The following is a 20568-nucleotide window of genomic DNA, read 5'->3' as shown; positions in this document are numbered from 1 at the left end:
TGATTTTGTAAATTGGTTGATCATTCCATTTTCGGTAATGACTAGCCGACAAGTGCTAGCAAGATACCAGCGGCAACCGCTGATCCCAATACACCAGCTACGTTTGGTCCCATCGCATGCATCAACAAGAAGTTTTGCGGGTTAGCTTGTAAGCCGACCTTGTTCACCACACGCGCGGCCATTGGTACCGCAGAAACGCCAGCCGCACCGATAAGTGGGTTGATGTCTTCTTTTGAGAACTTGTTCAGCAACTTAGCCATTAGCACACCAGCACCCGTGCCAATACTAAACGCAACCGCACCAAGCCCTAGAATGCCTAATGTTTCTAAGTTCAGGAATTGATCCGCTTGCAGCTTCGAGCCAACCCCTAAGCCCAAGAAGATCGTCACGATGTTGATCAGCTCATTTTGTGCGGTTTTCGATAGACGATCGACCACACCCGCTTCACGCATTAAGTTACCAAGACAGAACATACCGACAAGAGGCGTTGCTGAAGGTAGGAAAAGAATCGTCATGAGTAATACTGCCATCGGAAACAATACCTTTTCCCATTTACCCACGTGACGCAGTTGCGCCATTTGAATCTCACGTTCTTCCTTAGTGGTTAGCGCCTTCATGATTGGCGGCTGAATGATTGGCACTAAAGCCATGTAGCTGTACGCGGCTACAGCAATCGCACCAAGCAGGTCTGGTGATAACTTACTTGCTAAGAAAATCGCCGTTGGGCCATCCGCACCACCGATGATAGCGATAGACGATGCATCCGCCATGGAGAACTCCATACCAGGTACATAGTTGAGCAAAATAGCGCCAAACAGTGTCGCAAAAATACCAAACTGAGCTGCCGCACCTAGCCACAACGTTTTTGGGTTTGCGATCAAAGCACCAAAGTCGGTCATCGCACCCACCCCCATGAAGATCAACAACGGGAACACACCCGATTCAATCCCAATGTAGTAAACGTAGTAGAGCAAGCCGCCAGGCTCAGTAAAGCCAGCATTTGGAATATTCGCCAAGATAGCACCAAAACCAATCGGCAATAACAGTAAAGGTTCAAAGCCTTTTTTGATTGCCAAAAACAGCAAGGTACAACCAACCAGCATCATACAGATTTGGCCGAACTCGAAGTTAGCGATCCCTGTTTCTGCCCAAAGGGTTAACAATCCGTCCATGATACTCCCTTACGCCAGGCTCAACAGAGGCGCACCTACTGTGACAGCATCGCCTTCTTTAACGTTCAACTCTTGAACCACACCACCACGCGCCGCACGCACTTCTGTTTCCATCTTCATTGCTTCAAGAATCAGTAGTACATCGCCTTCAGCCACTTCAGCGCCAGGCTGAACATTTACTTTAAAGATGTTACCGGCAAGAGGAGCAGGCACCGCTTCAGCAGATGCGCTAGAAGGAGCGCTAGGTGCCGTCGATTTTGCAGGCGCCGCAGAAGGAGCGACAGAGGTTAGCTCGCCTTGAGGACCAACTTCCACCTCATACACCTGTCCGTCAACACGTACGCTATAAGTTTCTACGCCGCCAGTTGCTGGTTGCGCCGCAGGTACGGCAGGCTTCGCGGCTTCTAGCGTTGGTGCAGGTTCAAATGCTTCTGGGTTGTCACGATTCTTAAGGAACTTGAGACCAACTTGAGGGAAAAGCGCATAAGTAAGTACATCATCAACACGCTCACTTGCTAGCTTAATACCTTCTGATTTCGCTTTCTCCATTAGATCAACAGTAAGCGTCTCCATTTCAGGCTCAAGCAAATCGGCAGGACGACAAGTAATAGGCTCTTTGCCATCAAGTACTTTAGCTTGCAGCTCTGCATTTAACTCGGCTGGCGCTTGACCGTATTCGCCTTTCAATAGACCAGCGGTTTCCTTAGTAATGCTCTTATAGCGTTCGCCAGTAAGCACGTTAATCACCGCTTGCGTTCCGACAATCTGCGAAGTTGGAGTCACCAATGGAATGAAACCAAGATCTTCGCGAACACGAGGGATCTCTTCTAAGACTTCATCAATGCGATCCGCCGCGCCCTGTTCTTTCAACTGGCCTTCCATGTTAGTCAGCATGCCGCCAGGCACTTGAGCAATCAGGATGCGAGAGTCTACACCTTTCAACTGACCTTCCCACTTCGCGTACTTCTTACGTACTTCACGGAAATACGCGGCGATAGGTTCTAGTTGCTCGAGCTTCAAATTCGTATCTCGCTCGGTTCCTTCTAGCATCGCGACTACCGTTTCAGTCGGTGTGTGACCATAGGTACAACTCATTGAAGAAATCGCTGTATCGAGAATATCAATACCAGCTTCAACTGCTTTTACCGCTGTCGCAGTAGACAAGCCTGTCGTCGCGTGACAATGAAGTGCTAATGGCACATCACAAGATGCTTTGATACGCGTGATAAGCTCTTCCGCTTCATAAGGCTTGAGTAAGCCAGACATATCTTTAATACACAGTGAATGACAACCTAAATCCTCTAGGCGTTTTGCCAAGTCAACCCAAGTGTCTGCGTTATGCACAGGGCTTGTTGTGTAAGACAGCGTACCTTGAGCATGTGCGCCAACATCGACCGTTGCTTTAACGGCCTTCTGGAAGTTTCGCACGTCATTCATTGCATCAAAGATACGGAACACGTCCATACCGTTAGCATGCGCGCGTTCAACGAACTTCTCTACTACGTCGTCGGCATAATGGCGGTATCCTAAAAGGTTTTGACCACGCAGTAGCATTTGCATTGGTGTATTAGGCATCGCTTTTTTCAACTCACGTAAACGCTCCCAAGGATCTTCCCCTAAGAATCGAATACAAGAATCAAACGTTGCGCCACCCCAAGTCTCTAGAGACCAGTAACCAACCTTATCCAACTCAGCTGCGATAGGCAGCATATCCTCAATACGCATACGCGTAGCAAATAGTGATTGATGGGCATCACGAAGGACCACATCTGTAATAGCTAGTGGTTTAGACATGCTCTTAAACTCCTTTTTAATCCTGGTTCGGCTACTTCGCGAATGAGGCGCGATGTTTATGAATCGCAGCCGAGATCGCCGCCACTACTTGTGGACTAACAGCTGAAGAGGTTGATTGAATATTAGTATTTGTTTTTGGTGCTGCGATCGGCTCTGGTACTTCTTCTGGTACCAATTTCGACATTAGCCGAACGAGATAAACAAGAATAGTGAGGAAAATAAATACGACCGCCATCCCCGTTAGCATCAGGGTGGCCGCATCTACTAGCAGGCTTCCTATATTAGTCATGTTGCTTCCTTTCTTTGTCATCCTGACAACGTGCAGGACTTTAATAGCGTCAAATCCCGACCAATGGATTATCTCGATTGGTTAAATTTTGTCAATTTTGTTTAAGGAAGGTTTGTAATAATCCTGATAAATGATTATTTATTCACTACCCAGATCACAGTTCATGACAAAATAATTACTGCGAATCTGCTATCTCCTTACGAACAGAGTAAAGGAGGACATAAATAAAAACTGCGATTTGGATTTCAAAACCAAATCGAGATTTACACATAAAAGCTAATAAAAACAAAAGGATGCCATTTGGTAACAACTAACAAACAAATAAATAACAAAGAAGTTACATTTGAACAGTTAAAGTGAAAGAAACGGAAATCAATATACAGGAGAGATAGTAAGGATGGATTCACAAACTACAGCAGAAACTTTATTCCAAATTGCTTAGATAAGCACATATTCGCTTTTGGAAAAGAAGGACCTCGCCTCTAACAACTCTAGGCTATAGTTCCTGATGTCCAGATACAAAAAAGCCTCGCAATTGCGAGGCTTTTTCAGTAAATGGCGCGTCCTGGAGGATTCGAACCTCCGACCGCCTGGTTCGTAGCCAGGTACTCTATCCAGCTGAGCTAAGGACGCGCAGTTTTCGATATCAACTTTCGTCAACATCAGGGCATTACCCTTTAATAGGTGGCGCGTCCTGGAGGATTCGAACCTCCGACCGCCTGGTTCGTAGCCAGGTACTCTATCCAGCTGAGCTAAGGACGCGCAGTTTTCGATATCAACTTTCATCAATATCAGGGCAATACCCTTTAATAAGTGGCGCGTCCTGGAGGATTCGAACCTCCGACCGCCTGGTTCGTAGCCAGGTACTCTATCCAGCTGAGCTAAGGACGCGCAGTTTTCGATATCAACTTTCATCAATATCAGGGCAATACCCTTTAATAAGTGGCGCGTCCTGGAGGATTCGAACCTCCGACCGCCTGGTTCGTAGCCAGGTACTCTATCCAGCTGAGCTAAGGACGCGCAGTTTTCGATATCGACTTTCATCAATATCAGGGCATTACCCTTCAATAAGTGGCGCGTCCTGGAGGATTCGAACCTCCGACCGCCTGGTTCGTAGCCAGGTACTCTATCCAGCTGAGCTAAGGACGCGCAATTTTCGATATCAACTTTCGTCAACATCAGGGCAATACCCTTTAATAAGTGGCGCGTCCTGGAGGATTCGAACCTCCGACCGCCTGGTTCGTAGCCAGGTACTCTATCCAGCTGAGCTAAGGACGCGCAATAATTTTATTTTACTTTGTATAACCCGTTTATCAAACGAATTATTAAATAGTGGCGCGTCCTGGAGGATTCGAACCTCCGACCGCCTGGTTCGTAGCCAGGTACTCTATCCAGCTGAGCTAAGGACGCGCAGATCTTCTTGCTAGGAAGTTGTGAAGCAAATCACATTCATTTCTTACGAAACAAAAAAAAGGCCATCGGGCCAGTCAATGAATGGCGGTGAAGGAGGGATTCGAACCCTCGATACGGGATAAACCGTATACTCCCTTAGCAGGGGAGCGCCTTCAGCCTCTCGGCCACCTCACCGTTTTCATTGTTATATCTCAGAAGAGATATGGCGCGTCCTGGAGGATTCGAACCTCCGACCGCCTGGTTCGTAGCCAGGTACTCTATCCAGCTGAGCTAAGGACGCACTTTTTTTGTTGATTTCTCAACATTGCAAGAATGGCGGTGAGGGAGGGATTCGAACCCTCGATACGGGATAAACCGTATACTCCCTTAGCAGGGGAGCGCCTTCAGCCTCTCGGCCACCTCACCGTCTTGCGGAGGCACATATTACGTTTTACCGAAAATATGTCAAACACTTTCTTTGAAAAAATCCACGAAACTGACTTAACCGTTGCTGATTTAATCAAAGTGACTATTAAACGAACTTTACCACTCTATTATGATGAAAAAAAGAGAGTCTTCTCTGAAAAAAAGACATTTATTTTCAAACAACTTCCTGATGTTCGATTCAACAATATTGACGGATTCGCAGCCACACTCAACACAATGGTTTCCGCAAATCTTCAAAAACATTAAAGACTAAAAAGGCCAACCCTTCGGTTAGCCTTTTTCATTCAAACTAAGCTCTGTAAACAGGAGCGACTTAGTAGTTACCTGAAGCAACGTTGCCATTGCCTTTTTCAGCTTGAATGCGCATGTAGATTTCTTCACGGTGAACTGAAACCTCTTTCGGAGCGTTAACGCCGATACGTACTTGGTTACCTTTCACACCTAGTACAGTTACAGTCACTTCATCACCAATCATCAGTGTTTCGCCTACGCGGCGAGTCAAAATTAGCATTCTTTGCTCCTTGAGTAATCTCTAAATTTTCTTGCTACAAAGCTATTATCCAACAAAAGTTATATTTTCGTAAACTACCTTGTTAGCGAAAATCAGCCTAAAAAGGCATGTTTTTGTTGAATGTTTAATGCTTCACTAGACGTAATGTAAGCATCATGCAGAATGTTTGCTGCTGTATCCACACATTCGGGTGCTAAAACTAGCATCATAGTGAGTGCATTCGTTGCGCTGAAATTGATCTCAATATCTCGCTTTGCCAACAAATCGCATGCGTGCTCTACCATTCCATTGGCCTCAAGCCCCACTGCGGTCAACAGGCTTACCACTTCACTATTACGGATTTTGTCGCTGAACACCAGATCGAACTTGGCACATGCATCTTGTTTTATCATGATACCTGCCCGTTCTGCTTCCTCGATCACATTCCAAATGTCTATACCCAGCATCTGACATTGTTTTGTAGCACTAGATAAATGTTCTTTATCGACTTCGATAATGGCAAGGTCACGTTGAATGGCTATACCAGAGACGGCTTGATTGCCTGACTCCCCCTTTACCAAACTGCCTTCATTAACATCAAATGTCGAAAGCACGCGTAGTGGCACATTATTCTTCCATGCAAATTGCACTGAAGGTAAATGTAATACTTTTGCGCCTCGGCTTGCCATCGCTTCCATTGAAGGAAAATCGATAACCGCCAATTTGCGCGCATTTTTCACTACACGTGGGTCACAAGTATAAATACCATCAACGTCGGTAAAGATTTGACACTCGTCAGCACGCAATGCGCCCGCCAGTGCCACAGCGCTCGTATCTGAGCCACCTCGACCTAATGTGGTGATATCCCCATTCTCATTCACACCTTGAAAGCCCGCAACAATCACGATTTGGTCTTGCTCAAGCAATCCCATAATTGTCGTGGTATCAATGTGTTTAATCGTTGCGTCATTGTGTTGATTATCCGTCACAATATTCGCCTGTGCTCCGGTAAGCGAGCGCGCAGCATGACCCATTTTATTCAAAGTCATGGCTAACAGTGCCATTGACACTTGCTCACCAGCAGAGAGCAAAACATCAAGTTCTCGAGCTGTAGGTACGCTATCTATCTGTTTAGCGAGATCCATCAGTCTGTTTGTTTCGCCTGACATTGCAGACACGACAACAACAACTTGATTGCCATCATTTTTCGCCTTAATGATGTGTTCAGCGACTTGGTGGATTCTTTCAATTGAACCCACAGAGGTTCCGCCAAACTTTTGCACGATAAGGGGCTTTTTCACCAGTCTTCACCTTCCCAAGACCGAAGTCTCTTTAGAACTGCTTACATCTTAAATATTTCCTTTGAGAAAAATTATATAAGCAGTAGTTACAACAAAAACCAAGCAGCTTAAATGACTCGGTTAACTTTTGGTCAATTAAACCACTTGGTTGCTAAAAAAAATTACGCTCAATCAAAGAAACTTGATTGAGCGTAATTTTATTAGTTAAGAGCTTATAAACGCTCTTCTAGCCAAGGCTGAACTGTTTTGATTGCCTCTGGCAGTGCTGAAACATCAGTACCACCGGCTTGAGCCATGTCTGGACGACCACCGCCCTTACCACCGACTTGCTCTGCAACCATTTTAACCAGATCACCTGCTTTTACTTTACCAGTGAGATCTTTAGTCACACCAGCAATCAAGCCAACCTTGTCACCCGTTACGTTGGCAAGCAGTACAACACCAGAACCCATTTGATTCTTGATGTCATCAACCATGGTACGTAGGTTCTTGCTATCAGCACCTTCAAGGGCCGCAACTAGAACTTTTGTGCCATTTACTTCAACCGCTTTGCCCATGATGTTAGCGCTTTCTGCGGCTGCCATCTTATCTTTTAGCTTCTGCACTTCTTTTTCTAGTGCTTTTGCTTTCTGTGCAGACTCTGCCAGTTTCTCTTCGTACTTCGCATTTTGAGCTTCAATAGCGTCTAATGCCGCCTCGCCTGTTACCGCTTCAATACGACGAATACCAGCTGCAATACCGCTTTCTGATGTGATTTTGAATAGACCAATATCACCCGTGCTTGATGCGTGAATACCACCACAAAGCTCAGTAGAGAAGTCACCCATAGACAACACGCGAACTTCGTCATCGTACTTCTCACCAAACAATGCCATTGCGCCTTTCTTCTTAGCAGACTCAATGTCCATCACATTGGTTTCAATCGTGTGGTTACGACGAATTTGTGCGTTTACTAGACGCTCAACTTCTTTCAGTTCTGCTGCAGTTACTGCCTCTAGGTGTGAGAAGTCGAAACGTAGGTTGTCTGCCTTCACCAATGAGCCTTTCTGCGTTACGTGCTCACCAAGAACTTGGCGTAGTGCTGCGTGTAGCAAGTGCGTCGCTGAGTGGTTAAGAGAGATAGCTGCGCGACGCTCTGCGTCAACGATAGTTGCCACTTCGTCACCTTTCGCTAGCACGCCTTCTGCCATTACACCGTGGTGTGCGATTGCGTTACCGAGTTTTTGAGTGTCTTCAACGCGGAATACACCAGACTCAGTACGGATTTCACCCGCGTCACCACACTGACCGCCTGACTCTGCGTAGAATGGCGTTTCACCAAGCACGATGATGGCTTTATCGCCTGCAGATAGTGAATCTACTTCGTTGCCTTCAACAAACATCGCAGCGACTGAACTAGAACCTTTAGTACCTGTGTAACCACAGAATTCTGTTTGCGTATCAACTTTGATTGCTGCGTTATAATCTGTACCGAATTGACCAGCTTCACGCGCACGTTGACGCTGCTCTTCCATCGCTTTTTCGAAACCCTCTTCGTCGATCGCGAACTCACGCTCACGTGCAACGTCGTTAGTGAGGTCTGCTGGGAAGCCGTAAGTATCGTAAAGCTTGAATACCGTTTCGCCGTCTAGCACTTTGCCATCTAGGTTATCTAATGCTTCGTTAAGAATTACCATACCGCGCTCAAGTGTACGACCGAAGTTTTCTTCTTCGATACGCAGCACTTTTTCAACCACTGCTTGTTGACGCTTCAGCTCTTCGCCTGCTGTACCCATTACTTCTGCTAATACGCCAACAAGCTTATAGAAGAATGCACCTTGTGCACCTAGCTTGTTACCATGACGTACGGCACGACGAATGATACGACGTAGTACGTAACCACGACCTTCGTTTGAAGGCATCACACCATCAACAATCAAGAATGAACATGAACGGATGTGGTCAGCAATAACGCGTAGCGATTGGTTCGATAGATCTTCATAACCAATGACTTCAGCCGCTGCTTTGATAAGAGTTTGGAATACATCGATTTCGTAGTTTGAGTGAACGCCTTGCATGATTGCAGAGATACGCTCGATACCCATACCAGTATCTACCGATGGTTTTGGTAGCGGTTCCATAGTGCCGTCTGCGTGACGGTTGAACTGCATGAATACGTTGTTCCAGATCTCGATGAAACGGTCACCATCTTCTTCAGGCGTGCCAGGACGACCACCCCAGATGTGTTCACCGTGATCGTAGAAGATTTCAGTACATGGACCACAAGGACCAGTGTCGCCCATTTGCCAGAAGTTATCAGACTCGTAAGGCTTGCCACCTTCTTTGTCACCAATGCGCACGATACGATCAGCAGGCACGCCAACTTTTTTGTTCCAGATGTCGAATGCTTCGTCATCAGTTTCGTAAACGGTTACCAATAGACGATCCGCAGGCAGTTTAAGAACTTCGGTTAGGAATTCCCAAGCAAATGAAATCGCATCTTCTTTGAAGTAGTCGCCAAAGCTGAAGTTGCCTAGCATTTCAAAGAATGTGTGGTGACGAGCGGTAAAGCCAACATTTTCCAGGTCGTTGTGTTTACCACCAGCACGTACACAACGTTGAGCCGTAGTCGCTCGAGTATAGGCTCGTTTTTCTAAGCCTAAGAAACAATCTTTAAATTGGTTCATACCTGCGTTTGTGAACAGCAGGGTTGGGTCGTTATGTGGAACTAACGATGAACTTTCTACGATTTGGTGTCCTTTGCTTTCAAAGAACTTGAGGAACGCGTTACGAACCTCGTCAGTGCTCATGTACATGCAGCTCTTCCTGAAAATAGTCGAGTTAGAATTTTGCCGTATTGTAGATCATGCAAACAGCTGAGACTAGTTTTCTTGAGGAAAAGAGGGAGTAGAAGAAAAAATTTGAAGCAAAACAAAAATCAGCGCAATTGGATCAACGCTAATCTTGGTCTTCAAAGGCAAGCGCATAGCTAATTTGGTCGAAACTGTAGCCTCGGTATTGTAGAAAACGGACTTGTTTTGCATATTCTTTTTGGTCCTTGGCTTTGACGCCTTTGAATTTCTTTTCTGCCGCCTGCTTAGCAAGTTCAAACCAGTCTTGTGGTTCTTCAGCCATGGCTTGCTCAATCACCGATTCCGCAACACGTTTCTGGTTTAACTCTTGGCGAATTCGACGCTCTCCATGTCCTTTGTATACATGCTGCCTAATTTGGCTCTTCGCATAACGTAAATCATCTAAATAGTTGTGGTCTAAGCAAAAATTAATCGCGATTTCGATGTCTGATGCTTCATAGCCTTTCATCGACAGTTTTTGGTACAGCTCATACTGACCATGATCACGACGGCTAAGCAGTTGGATAGCCGCCTCTTTGCTCGATAATGTTGGTGTCTGGCGCTTTTGGTACATGGTGATCCTAAAGGTATTTTTGCTGTACAGACTCTCAATGGCCTTTGTGATGATTCGATTTTTGATGTCAATAGATACAACAAAGCCCCGCATTGCAGGGCTTTATCACTTTTTAATCTGTGAAGGGATTAAAACTCTTCAGCTTGCTCAGGCGCCTCGCCTGCTTCAGGAGCTTCCGCAAGGGCTGGCGCTAACAACATTTCACGCAATTTAGTATCGATGGTTTTAGCCACTTCAGGATGCTCACGTAGGTAGTTGCACGCGTTCGCTTTACCTTGACCAATCTTATCGCCTTGATAGCTGTACCAAGCACCAGCCTTTTCAACCAGCTTGTGCTTCACGCCTAGATCTACCAGCTCACCTTCGCGGTTAAAGCCTTGACCGTACATGATTTGCGTATTGGCTTCTTTAAACGGTGCAGCAATCTTGTTCTTAACCACTTTGATGCGCGTTTCGTTACCAACGACTTCGTCACCTTCTTTGATTGCGCCAGTACGACGAATATCAAGACGAACAGAAGCGTAGAATTTAAGTGCGTTACCACCCGTGGTCGTTTCTGGGTTACCGAACATCACACCAATCTTCATACGGATTTGGTTGATGAAGATACACATACAGTTAGACTGTTTTAGGTTACCAGTTAGCTTACGCATCGCTTGAGAAAGCATACGAGCCTGTAGACCCATGTGGCTGTCGCCCATTTCGCCTTCAATTTCTGCTTTTGGTGTTAGCGCCGCAACTGAGTCAACAACCATTACGTCGATAGCGCCAGAGCGAGCTAGTGCATCACAAATCTCTAGTGCTTGCTCACCAGTGTCTGGCTGAGAAACCAAGAGCGCATCGATATCTACACCAAGTTTCTTCGCGTAGACAGGATCCAGAGCGTGCTCTGCATCGATAAACGCACAAGTTTTACCTTCACGTTGCGCAGCAGCGATAAGCTCAAGCGTTAGTGTTGTTTTACCTGAAGATTCTGGACCGTAGACTTCTACGATACGACCCATTGGCAGACCACCTGCACCCAAAGCGATATCAAGAGAAAGAGAGCCTGTTGAGATGGTTTCTACGTCCATTGCTCGGTTATCACCAAGGCGCATGATAGAGCCTTTACCGAATTGCTTTTCAATTTGACCTAGCGCAGCGGCGAGCGCTTTCTGTTTGTTCTCGTCCATTACTTTCTCCGATTTATTCATCTTCTTTGGGCGACGAATAGTAATTCATTTTTCTTAAGCAGCTAACCTGCTCAGCAATGAAAGTTATTATACTGTTGATTCATACAGTGTCCATACCTGTATAGAAAAAATTTAGTTCACTGCTTCTAAGGATTTGCTCTAGCCCTTATCAATTCTGGGCTAAGACGGTGTAAGAAATTCTAAATTAAATGTTGATGCAATCGAGTCAATGCATGCATCACCGCTTGTTGACGAACTTCCGCCCTGTCACCAGAAAAATGCATGGTCTCAACAAAGAGCCAGTCGTGCTTATCCGCAAAAGCAAAGCAGACGGTTCCAACCGGCTTTTCATCAGTGCCTCCCCCCGGTCCAGCAACACCACTGATGGAAACCCCAATAGTGGCATTCGAGTGTTGAAGCGCACCTTGCACCATTTCAAGCACAACAGGCTCACTCACGGCACCATGTTCCTCTAAGGTTTCCACTCTCACACCCAGCATTTCCATTTTGGCTTCGTTGCTGTAAGTGACAAAAGCTCTATCTAACCAACCTGAGCTGCCTGCAATATCAGTAATAGCGGTCGCAACACCGCCACCCGTGCACGATTCTGCCGTCGTTAAAACATGACCATGCTTTGCCAATAATGCGCCTAAATCTGCGCTCAATTTTGTTGTTTTTTCCATAGCCAAAATGCCCTTTGTCTCTTTTTACTTGATAGGGATTCACGTATCCTAAGCCGCTACGGAAATAAACAAAAGAACTTACCTGTGAAAGCTGAACAAAAACACACTCCGATGATGCAGCAATACCTCAAGCTAAAAGCTGAGAACCCTGAGATTTTGCTGTTCTACCGCATGGGCGATTTCTACGAACTCTTTTACGATGATGCAAAGCGAGCATCCCAACTGCTTGATATTTCGCTAACTAAGCGCGGTTCGTCAGCTGGAGAGCCTATTCCTATGGCGGGAGTGCCATTTCACGCAGTAGAAGGCTATCTAGCAAAACTTGTTCAGCTTGGTGAATCAGTCGCAATCTGTGAACAAATTGGCGATCCAGCCACCAGCAAAGGTCCGGTAGAACGTAAAGTTGTGCGTATCGTGACACCAGGCACTGTTACTGATGAAGCATTGCTTTCTGAGCGTGTCGATAACTTAATCGCAGCCATTTACTATCACAACGGTAAGTTCGGTTATGCTACGCTGGATGTCACTTCTGGTCGCTTCCAACTGACAGAACCAGAAACCGAAGAAGCGATGACAGCCGAGCTTCAGCGTACCGCACCACGTGAGCTACTATTCCCAGAAGACTTTGAACCTGTACATTTAATGGCGAGCCGCAACGGTAACCGTCGTCGCCCAGTATGGGAGTTTGAGCTTGATACGGCTAAGCAACAACTCAATCAACAGTTTGGCACCAAAGATCTGGTTGGTTTTGGCGTAGAACATGCGTCCTTAGGGTTATGTGCTGCTGGTTGTTTGATCCAGTATGTGAAAGATACACAACGTACGGCTTTACCTCATATTCGCTCTTTAACGTTTGATCATCAGGACCAATCCGTCATCCTTGATGCCGCTACCCGACGCAACCTGGAAATTACTCAAAATCTAGCAGGCGGAACCGATAACACTCTCGCTGCGGTACTCGACCATTGTGCGACGCCGATGGGCAGCCGAATGCTGAAGCGTTGGTTACATCAGCCTATGCGTTGCATTGAAACGTTAAACAATCGTCTTGATGCGATTGGTGAGATTAAAGAACAAGCGCTGTTTGCCGATCTTCAACCAACGTTAAAACAAATTGGTGATATTGAACGTATCTTAGCACGCCTTGCACTACGCTCTGCTCGCCCTCGCGATATGGCTAGACTTCGCAATGCCATGCAGCAGCTACCAGAGCTAGAATCTGTAACCGCTTCTTTGACCCATCCATATCTAGCAAAACTGGCGCAATACGCAGCTCCGATTGACGAAGTATGTGATCTGTTAGAGCGTGCAATTAAAGAAAATCCGCCAGTTGTTATTCGTGATGGTGGTGTGATCGCAGAAGGCTATAATGCCGAGCTCGATGAATGGCGCAAATTAGCAGACGGTGCAACAGAATACCTTGAGCAGCTTGAGCGAGATGAGCGTGAACGACACGGCATCGATACGCTTAAAGTCGGCTACAACAACGTACATGGCTTCTTTATCCAAGTGAGCCGTGGCCAGAGCCATTTGGTTCCGCCGCACTATGTACGTCGCCAAACACTAAAAAATGCCGAACGCTATATCATCCCAGAGCTCAAAGAGCACGAAGACAAAGTACTTAACTCGAAATCGAAAGCGCTGGCACTTGAGAAACAGCTGTGGGAAGAACTGTTTGATCTATTGATGCCAAATCTGGAGAAGCTGCAGAATTTAGCTTCTGCTCTGTCTCAACTGGATGTACTACAAAACCTAGCAGAGCGTGCTGATTCGTTGGATTACTGCCGACCAACGCTTGTGAAAGACGCTGGCATTCACATTCAAGCGGGTCGTCACCCAGTCGTAGAGCAAGTAACAACAGAACCGTTCATAGCTAACCCAATAGAGCTTAACCCAGCACGTAAAATGTTAATCATCACCGGTCCAAACATGGGTGGTAAATCCACTTACATGCGTCAAACTGCGCTGATTGCATTGATGGCACATATCGGCTCTTATGTACCTGCAGAATCTGCACAAATTGGTTCTTTAGATCGTATATTTACTCGTATTGGTGCGTCAGATGATCTTGCATCTGGTCGTTCGACCTTCATGGTAGAAATGACGGAAACCGCTAATATTCTGCACAATGCAACTAAAAACAGTTTAGTGCTAATGGATGAAATCGGTCGCGGTACCAGTACTTACGATGGCCTCTCTTTAGCTTGGGCAAGTGCGGAATGGCTCGCAACACAAATTGGTGCGATGACACTATTTGCAACTCACTACTTCGAATTGACAGAGTTGCCAAACCAACTGCCAAACTTAGCGAACGTTCACTTGGATGCCGTAGAGCATGGAGACAGCATTGCCTTTATGCACGCAGTTCAAGAAGGTGCGGCAAGTAAGTCTTACGGCCTAGCTGTTGCGGGCTTAGCAGGTGTACCAAAAACGGTTATCAAAAATGCGCGTAACAAGCTATCTCAGTTAGAGCAACTAGGGCAAAACAGTGACGCACCACGTCCAAGTGCAGTAGATGTGGCTAACCAATTGAGTCTAATTCCAGAACCTAGCGAGATCGAACAAGCCTTATCTAGTATTGTTCCTGATGATTTGACTCCACGCCAAGCACTTGAAGAGTTGTATCGTTTGAAGAAGATGCTTTAAATCGATTCACTTTAGCGAGCGCAAAAGAAAAAAGGCTATGGATAACCATAGCCTTTTGCATATCTACTGAAGTACGGATTATTTAATCATCTTCGACGTTAAATAAGTTTTCCATATTCAAACCTTGCTTGATTAAAACCTCACGAAGACGACGTAAACCTTCTACTTGAATTTGACGTACACGCTCACGTGTCAAACCAATCTCTCGACCAACTTCTTCAAGCGTCGAAGGCTCATAGCCTAGAAGACCAAAACGTCGTGCAAGTACTTCTTTCTGTTTTGGATTCAACTCTTCTAACCAATGAATCAGCGATGATTTGATATCGTCATCTTGAGTCGAGACTTCTGGATCGGAGTTGTTTGCGTCGGGAATAATATCCAACAGCGCTTTTTCACCGTCACCACCGATTGGTGTGTCGACAGAACTGATACGCTCATTGAGACGTAGCATTTTGCTTACATCTTCGACTGGAATATCTAACTGAGCAGCAATTTCTTCTGCGGTAGGTTCGTGATCGAGCTTCTGAGAAAGTTCACGCGCAGTACGCAGATAAATGTTCAGCTCTTTCACGACATGAATAGGTAGACGGATCGTACGAGTTTGGTTCATCAACGCACGTTCGATCGTTTGTCGGATCCACCAGGTCGCATAAGTAGAGAAGCGGAAACCACGCTCTGGATCGAACTTCTCGACCGCACGGATCAAACCAAGGTTACCTTCTTCAATCAGATCGAGTAGTGCTAGGCCGCGATTACTGTATCGACGAGAGATCTTGACCACCAAACGTAGGTTACTTTCGATCATACGTTTACGTGCCGCTTCGTCGCCACGCAGAGCTCGTCGAGCATAAAGCACTTCTTCTTCGGCAGTAAGTAGAGGTGAGAAGCCAATTTCACCTAGATACAACTGAGTTGCGTCTAAGCTTTTACTGCTCGCATCAAATTCTTCACGCGCAGCCGTTTTGCTTTCTGTGGATGATGATTTTTCGAGTTCGTTATCAATGGTCTTCACTGACGCATTGTCAAATGCAAACTCTTCAACTTTGGTTACTGTGTTGCTGATACTCATAACGCCTCCCCCTGGCGAGTTAGCAAGACATGACAACTCAATATGTCGCTAAATGATGTCGCAAGTTGTTTTTCAAAGTTTTAAGGCAAATAGCGTTTTGGATTCACCGATTTACCTTGATAGCGAATTTCAAAGTGTAGCTTGACTGATTTTGCACCTGAACTACCCATGGTGGCGATTTTCTGTCCGCTTTTTACACTTTGTCCTTCTGATACCAGCAGTTTGTCATTATGTGCATAGGCGCTTAAATAATTGTCGTTATGCTTTACTATAATTAAGTTGCCATAACCTCGTAGCGCATTGCCTGAATAAACAACGGTGCCGGCTGCGGTTGAAACGATAGGTTGACCACGCTGTCCTGCGATGTCGATACCTTTATTTCCCTGTTCTCCCGCCGAAAAGTTCTTGATTACTCTCCCTTTTGTTGGCCACAACCACTTAGAAACTTTATCACTCTTCGCCGTGGTAACTGGCGCTTTTTGCTTCACTTTTTGGTTATCTTTTGAACCAACATACTCCTTTGTTTTCGATTGTTCAACCTTCTTTGGAGGCTGTTTTTGTACGACTTTAGGCTTAGTCTCTGTAGGTTTTTGACTAGAGTTTTTACTTGAAGTTTTCGGTTTAGAGGCTGTTGATGTTTTCATCACTGGGGCTGGTGGCGTCGTAACAACAGGAACCACAACGGGTTCAACTTTTTGGCCATATTTAGGGGCGACATATTTCGGAGCCCAAAGTTTTAGCCTCTGTCCAGGGTAGATGGTGTAAGGCTGAGTTAACTCATTGTAACGGACAAGATCATTTACATCTTTATCTGTGACATAAGCTATGAAGTAAAGTGTATCGCCTTTTTTTACCTCATAATAACTCCCTCTGTAACTTCCTCTTTCAAGGCTTGAATAGTCTTTCTTTAAGCTAGAGACAGGTGCAGGAGAATGCGCTGCACAACCAACTAGTCCTGCAGCAAACACAAAGCTAATACCAATATGACGTAATAACTTACTCACCTATCCCTAACCCTTAAGCTAAATCACCCGCAACCAGAGGTACAAATCGAACCATCTCCACAACAGTAGAGAGATATTCATCTCCCTTACGTTCAATTTTTAGTAACTGTTGCTCCGTATCTCCAACAGGAATCACCATCTTACCGCCATCTTTTAATTGTGCGAGAAGTGCTTGGGGGATCACTTCTGCGGCTGCGGTAACAATGATGGCATCGAAAGGACCACGAGCTTCCCAGCCTTGCCACCCATCAGCATGCTTGGTTGAAACATTGTAGATATCCAATTGTTTCAGACGGCGTTTTGCTTCCCATTGCAACGATTTAATTCGCTCAACGGAGTATACATGGTCAACAATTTGCGCCAGTACTGCGGTTTGATAACCGGAACCCGTTCCGATTTCCAGTACGTGACTCGTTGGCTCTAGTTCGAGTAACTCGGTCATACGAGCAACAATATAAGGTTGAGAAATAGTTTGTCCCTGACCAATCGGTAACGCATTGTTATCGTAGGCTTGGTGCATCATCGCTTGAGAGACAAAGCTTTCTCGTGGTAAGCGTTGGATAGCATCCAGAACTCTTTGGTCTTTGATGCCACTGGAGATAAGAAACGCTATCAACCTGTCAGCATGTGGGTTACTCATTACTTTTCTTCCTTTAACCAACTATCCATTGCGCGCAGCGACTCATGAGCAGTGAGATCAACTTGCAGAGGCGTCATTGAAACTCGACCATGTTCAATCGCATAAAAGTCGGTGCCCTCACCCGCATCTTGCTCTTTTCCTGGAGGCCCTAACCAATAAATATCATGACCTCGCGGATCTTTCTGCTTAATCATATTCTCTGCGTGATGACGCGCACCTAAACGCGTGACTTCGATTTCGCCCAGGTTTTCTGCTGGTAAGTCAGGCACGTTTACGTTCAATAACCGATTCGTTGGAATCGGAGACGCTAAATGCTGTTGCACAATTTGACGTGCAATTTTTGCGGCAGATTCGAAATGACGCTTACCCACCAGCGAAAAAGCAACCGACTGAACACCAAGGAAATGCCCTTCCATTGCTGCAGCTACCGTTCCTGAGTAAAGAACGTCATCACCCAAATTTGCACCATGATTGATGCCTGATAAAACAAGATCGGGCAAATCATCTTTCATCAGCTCATTCAGCGCGAAATGTACACAATCTGTAGGCGTTCCTTGCACTGAATAGATATTTGGGGCAATTTCAGTTACGCGCAATGGTTGCTCTAGTGTCAGTGAGTTCGAAGCACCTGAACGATTTCGGTCGGGTGCGACAATGGTCACTTCAGCGATATCTCGCAACTCATCAGCAAGTGCATGAATCCCTTGCGCATGTACGCCATCGTCGTTGCTGATTAAGACTCTTAGGGGCTTCGCGTTTAGTGAATCCTGTTCCATTAGTATTCTCTTTCTACTTCAACCTCATTAACTAACTCACGAACGATAGAGGTTGCAAAAGATCCTGCATCCAGTGAGAAAGTCAGCGTAATATTATTACCTTCAACCGCCCAAACTAAGTCTTTTGGTTTAAGTGCAATATCTCGACGGTCGTGGCGCATGCGATTACCACGAATCAGCGCCATGAGCTCAGGCTCTTCATCTAAGAACGGTTGTTCTAAAGTAAGCGCATCCGCTTGAGTTGGAAGCGCATTATCACCTGCTAGGGCCGCGGTAATTGCCACTTCACCAGCAGCAAATTGTGCTTGTAGATCTGCGATATTGCTTGCATCAACCAACTGAGTGCCAGAACTTGTCTGTGCAATATCACCATCGATGAATTTATCAAACACACCACTTTCTAGACGAGCAGAAACGATACGGTTGAAGATCCACGAACGCGCCGCTGATAAATACATGCTGCGCTTATTTTGATTACGGGTACGAACGTTTTCGCGTCCCCATCGACGTGCTTCTTCAAGGTTGTTGCCATCATTGCCAAAACGCTGACTACCAAAGTAGTTTGGCACACCAACTTGTTTCACTTTTTCAAGGCGTTGCTCTACATCTTCAACGTCAGTCACTTCAGACAAAGTGACAACAAACTCGTTCCCTATTAAGTCTCCAGGACGCAGTTTTTTGTTGTGTCGATCAGTCGCTACGATTTCAATACTCGGATATTGAGCTAGGAATGCCGAGAAGTCCGGCGTTTCCCCTTTCGGTAAATGGACACTCAGCCACTGTTCCGTCACGGCATGGCGGTCTTTAAGGCCTGCCCAGCTCACGTCTTTCGACTTTACTCCACAAGCTTTCGCCAACTCATTCGCAACAAAACTGGTATTTTCTCCAGTTTTTCGAATACGCACCATTAGGTGCTCGCCTTCGCCCGTAAAGGCAAAACCTAAATCCTCACGAACCTGAAAATGTTCTGGTTGCGCTTTGATTTTTGCCGATGCAACAGGCTTACCCGTTAGATAAGCCAATGAAGATAAAATATCTGACATGATGTTTTTCCGCTGTTTACACAGCATTAAGGAGCAAGTTGGTTAATTATTGCTTGAACAGAAGCACCACGGCTTCCGTTGCAATGCCTTCTTTGCGTCCAGTAAAACCGAGACGCTCTGTCGTCGTCGCTTTTACGTTAATGTTACTAATATCGGTTTCTAGGTCTTCCGCAATCGCCGCACACATCGCGTCAATATGAGGTGCCATCTTAGGTGCTTGTGCCATGATGGTGACATCGGCATTACCAAGGCGGTAGCCTTGCTCTTTGACACGACGATAAACGTCTTTCAACAATTCGCGGCTATTAGCCCCTTTCCATTTATCGTCGGTATCCGGGAAGTGACGACCAATATCACCCGCAGCAATCGCCCCGAGTAGCGCATCAGTCAAAGCATGAAGAGCAACATCACCATCTGAGTGGGCTACTAAGCCCTGCTCGTAAGGGATAGCAACACCACCGATAATGACCGGGCCTTCACCACCGAATTTATGTACATCGAAACCATGACCAATTCGAATCATTTTTTATCCTTTCTTTTTTAGCCGCGCTCACGGCTCAGATAAAACTCCGCTAACGCGAGATCTTCTGGCTGAGTAATTTTTATGTTATTCGCATTACCCTGGACTAAAGCAGGCGTTTCGCCCAACCACTCTAAAGCCGATGCTTCATCCGTGATGGCTATGCCTTGTTCTAATGCGTCAGCCAGTGCTCGAGTCAGTTGTTGAGTTTTAAACATTTGTGGAGTTAATGCATGCCACAATGCTTCTCTCTCTACCGTATGATCGATATCTTGTGCTGCATTTGCTCGCTTCATTGTATCTCTCACAGGAGATGCGAGAATGCCCCCCGTTGGGTGGGCGCAGCAAACATCAATCAAACGGTCAATGTCGGATGTTAATACACATGGCCTTGCAGCGTCGTGGACCAATACCCACTCGCTTTCCAGATGTTCATTGACATAGTTTAGCCCTGAAAGTACGGAATCAGCGCGCTCTTTGCCACCCGCGACTTGAATTACATCGGGATGGTTCGCGATGGTTAACTCAGGGAAATAAGGGTCACCTTCGGTAATGGCGACAACCACTTTCGAAATTCGTGGGTGCGACAGCAACTTTTCTACAGTGTGTTCCAGCACCGCTTTTCCGTCGATCAATAAATATTGCTTAGGGCGGTCAGCCTTCATTCGACTACCGACACCGGCAGCAGGAACAATTGCGACATGCGATGAGTTCACATCCAACAT

General features: G+C 46.0%; 17 protein-coding genes and 10 tRNA genes. 1 reads left to right on the top strand and 26 read right to left on the bottom strand.

Annotated elements, in window-relative coordinates; genetic code table 11:
* Window positions 1–41: 41 nt before the first annotated feature.
* The 19 genes from CBX98_RS13440 to pncC form a co-directional block, all read right to left on the bottom strand.
* Entirely contained in the window at window positions 42–1172 is a 1131-nt protein-coding gene (locus CBX98_RS13440) for a sodium ion-translocating decarboxylase subunit beta (RefSeq protein WP_005396706.1), read from the bottom strand.
* A 9-nt stretch (window positions 1173–1181) separates the two neighbouring features.
* Window positions 1182–2966 carry a sodium-extruding oxaloacetate decarboxylase subunit alpha gene (oadA, locus tag CBX98_RS13435; RefSeq protein ID WP_109169452.1) on the bottom strand — a complete coding sequence of 595 codons (1785 nt, stop codon included), beginning with the start codon at window positions 2964–2966 and terminating at the stop codon, window positions 1182–1184.
* Window positions 2967–2997: 31 nt separating this feature from the next.
* Window positions 2998–3255, bottom strand: a complete 258-nt coding sequence (locus CBX98_RS13430; RefSeq protein WP_005379932.1) for an oxaloacetate decarboxylase subunit gamma — start codon at window positions 3253–3255, stop codon at window positions 2998–3000.
* A gap of 556 nt (window positions 3256–3811) precedes the next feature.
* A tRNA-Arg gene (locus tag CBX98_RS13425) sits at window positions 3812–3888 on the bottom strand.
* A gap of 52 nt (window positions 3889–3940) precedes the next feature.
* Window positions 3941–4017 (bottom strand) — tRNA-Arg (locus CBX98_RS13420).
* Between the two features lie 52 nt (window positions 4018–4069).
* Window positions 4070–4146: transfer RNA gene (locus CBX98_RS13415), tRNA-Arg, on the bottom strand.
* 52 nt (window positions 4147–4198) lie between these two features.
* A tRNA-Arg gene (locus CBX98_RS13410) sits at window positions 4199–4275 on the bottom strand.
* A 52-nt stretch (window positions 4276–4327) separates the two neighbouring features.
* A tRNA-Arg gene (locus CBX98_RS13405) sits at window positions 4328–4404 on the bottom strand.
* A 52-nt stretch (window positions 4405–4456) separates the two neighbouring features.
* Window positions 4457–4533 (bottom strand) — tRNA-Arg (locus CBX98_RS13400).
* A 55-nt stretch (window positions 4534–4588) separates the two neighbouring features.
* A tRNA-Arg gene (locus CBX98_RS13395) sits at window positions 4589–4665 on the bottom strand.
* Window positions 4666–4750: 85 nt separating this feature from the next.
* Window positions 4751–4842: transfer RNA gene (locus CBX98_RS13390), tRNA-Ser, on the bottom strand.
* A 29-nt stretch (window positions 4843–4871) separates the two neighbouring features.
* Window positions 4872–4948, bottom strand: a tRNA-Arg gene (locus tag CBX98_RS13385).
* A 33-nt stretch (window positions 4949–4981) separates the two neighbouring features.
* Window positions 4982–5073 (bottom strand) — tRNA-Ser (locus tag CBX98_RS13380).
* Between the two features lie 334 nt (window positions 5074–5407).
* Window positions 5408–5605: a carbon storage regulator CsrA gene (gene csrA / locus CBX98_RS13370; RefSeq protein ID WP_004415691.1), complete on the bottom strand. Its 198-nt coding sequence runs from the start codon at window positions 5603–5605 to the stop codon at window positions 5408–5410.
* A 92-nt stretch (window positions 5606–5697) separates the two neighbouring features.
* Window positions 5698–6885, bottom strand: a complete 1188-nt coding sequence (locus tag CBX98_RS13365; RefSeq protein ID WP_005393869.1) for an aspartate kinase — start codon at window positions 6883–6885, stop codon at window positions 5698–5700.
* Between the two features lie 212 nt (window positions 6886–7097).
* Window positions 7098–9680 carry an alanine--tRNA ligase gene (alaS, locus tag CBX98_RS13360; RefSeq protein ID WP_109169448.1) on the bottom strand — a complete coding sequence of 861 codons (2583 nt, stop codon included), beginning with the start codon at window positions 9678–9680 and terminating at the stop codon, window positions 7098–7100.
* A 142-nt stretch (window positions 9681–9822) separates the two neighbouring features.
* Entirely contained in the window at window positions 9823–10290 is a 468-nt protein-coding gene (recX, locus tag CBX98_RS13355) for a recombination regulator RecX (RefSeq protein WP_005393871.1), read from the bottom strand.
* Window positions 10291–10418: 128 nt separating this feature from the next.
* Window positions 10419–11462 carry a recombinase RecA gene (gene recA / locus CBX98_RS13350; RefSeq protein WP_005393872.1) on the bottom strand — a complete coding sequence of 348 codons (1044 nt, stop codon included), beginning with the start codon at window positions 11460–11462 and terminating at the stop codon, window positions 10419–10421.
* Window positions 11463–11662: 200 nt separating this feature from the next.
* A complete protein-coding gene (gene pncC, locus CBX98_RS13345; RefSeq protein ID WP_046875089.1) occupies window positions 11663–12145 on the bottom strand; it encodes a nicotinamide-nucleotide amidase in 483 nt (160 codons plus the stop codon).
* Between the two features lie 84 nt (window positions 12146–12229).
* Between pncC and mutS the strand changes: the two genes are divergently transcribed.
* Entirely contained in the window at window positions 12230–14791 is a 2562-nt protein-coding gene (gene mutS, locus CBX98_RS13340; RefSeq protein ID WP_109169446.1) for a DNA mismatch repair protein MutS, read from the top strand.
* 82 nt (window positions 14792–14873) lie between these two features.
* Here mutS and rpoS read toward each other — a convergent pair whose 3' ends face one another.
* The 7 genes from rpoS to ispD all read right to left on the bottom strand — a co-directional run bounded on the left by rpoS (window position 14874) and on the right by ispD (window position 20568).
* On the bottom strand, window positions 14874–15860 hold the full coding sequence (rpoS, locus tag CBX98_RS13335; protein ID WP_005393877.1) for an RNA polymerase sigma factor RpoS: 987 nt from the start codon (window positions 15858–15860) through the stop codon (window positions 14874–14876).
* A gap of 80 nt (window positions 15861–15940) precedes the next feature.
* Window positions 15941–16864 carry a peptidoglycan DD-metalloendopeptidase family protein gene (locus CBX98_RS13330; protein ID WP_109169445.1) on the bottom strand — a complete coding sequence of 308 codons (924 nt, stop codon included), beginning with the start codon at window positions 16862–16864 and terminating at the stop codon, window positions 15941–15943.
* Window positions 16865–16877: 13 nt separating this feature from the next.
* On the bottom strand, window positions 16878–17504 hold the full coding sequence (locus CBX98_RS13325) for a protein-L-isoaspartate(D-aspartate) O-methyltransferase (protein WP_006743296.1): 627 nt from the start codon (window positions 17502–17504) through the stop codon (window positions 16878–16880).
* Window positions 17504–18280: a 5'/3'-nucleotidase SurE gene (gene surE, locus CBX98_RS13320; RefSeq protein WP_005393882.1), complete on the bottom strand. Its 777-nt coding sequence runs from the start codon at window positions 18278–18280 to the stop codon at window positions 17504–17506. Before surE ends, CBX98_RS13325 begins: the two co-directional genes overlap by 1 nt.
* Window positions 18280–19323 carry a tRNA pseudouridine(13) synthase TruD gene (gene truD, locus CBX98_RS13315; RefSeq protein ID WP_109169443.1) on the bottom strand — a complete coding sequence of 348 codons (1044 nt, stop codon included), beginning with the start codon at window positions 19321–19323 and terminating at the stop codon, window positions 18280–18282. The genes surE and truD overlap by 1 nt, the downstream gene beginning before the upstream one ends.
* A 46-nt stretch (window positions 19324–19369) precedes the next feature.
* The gene (ispF, locus tag CBX98_RS13310; RefSeq protein ID WP_005393886.1) at window positions 19370–19846 is read right to left on the bottom strand and encodes a 2-C-methyl-D-erythritol 2,4-cyclodiphosphate synthase; all 477 of its coding nucleotides are present in this window, start codon (window positions 19844–19846) and stop codon (window positions 19370–19372) included.
* A gap of 17 nt (window positions 19847–19863) precedes the next feature.
* Window positions 19864–20568: a 2-C-methyl-D-erythritol 4-phosphate cytidylyltransferase gene (gene ispD / locus CBX98_RS13305; RefSeq protein ID WP_109169442.1), complete on the bottom strand. Its 705-nt coding sequence runs from the start codon at window positions 20566–20568 to the stop codon at window positions 19864–19866.

This window comes from Vibrio sp. T9, assembly GCF_003123985.1.
In the GTDB taxonomy this organism is placed as follows: domain Bacteria; phylum Pseudomonadota; class Gammaproteobacteria; order Enterobacterales; family Vibrionaceae; genus Vibrio; species Vibrio diabolicus.
This window is presented reverse-complemented; position numbering and strand designations above follow the sequence as displayed.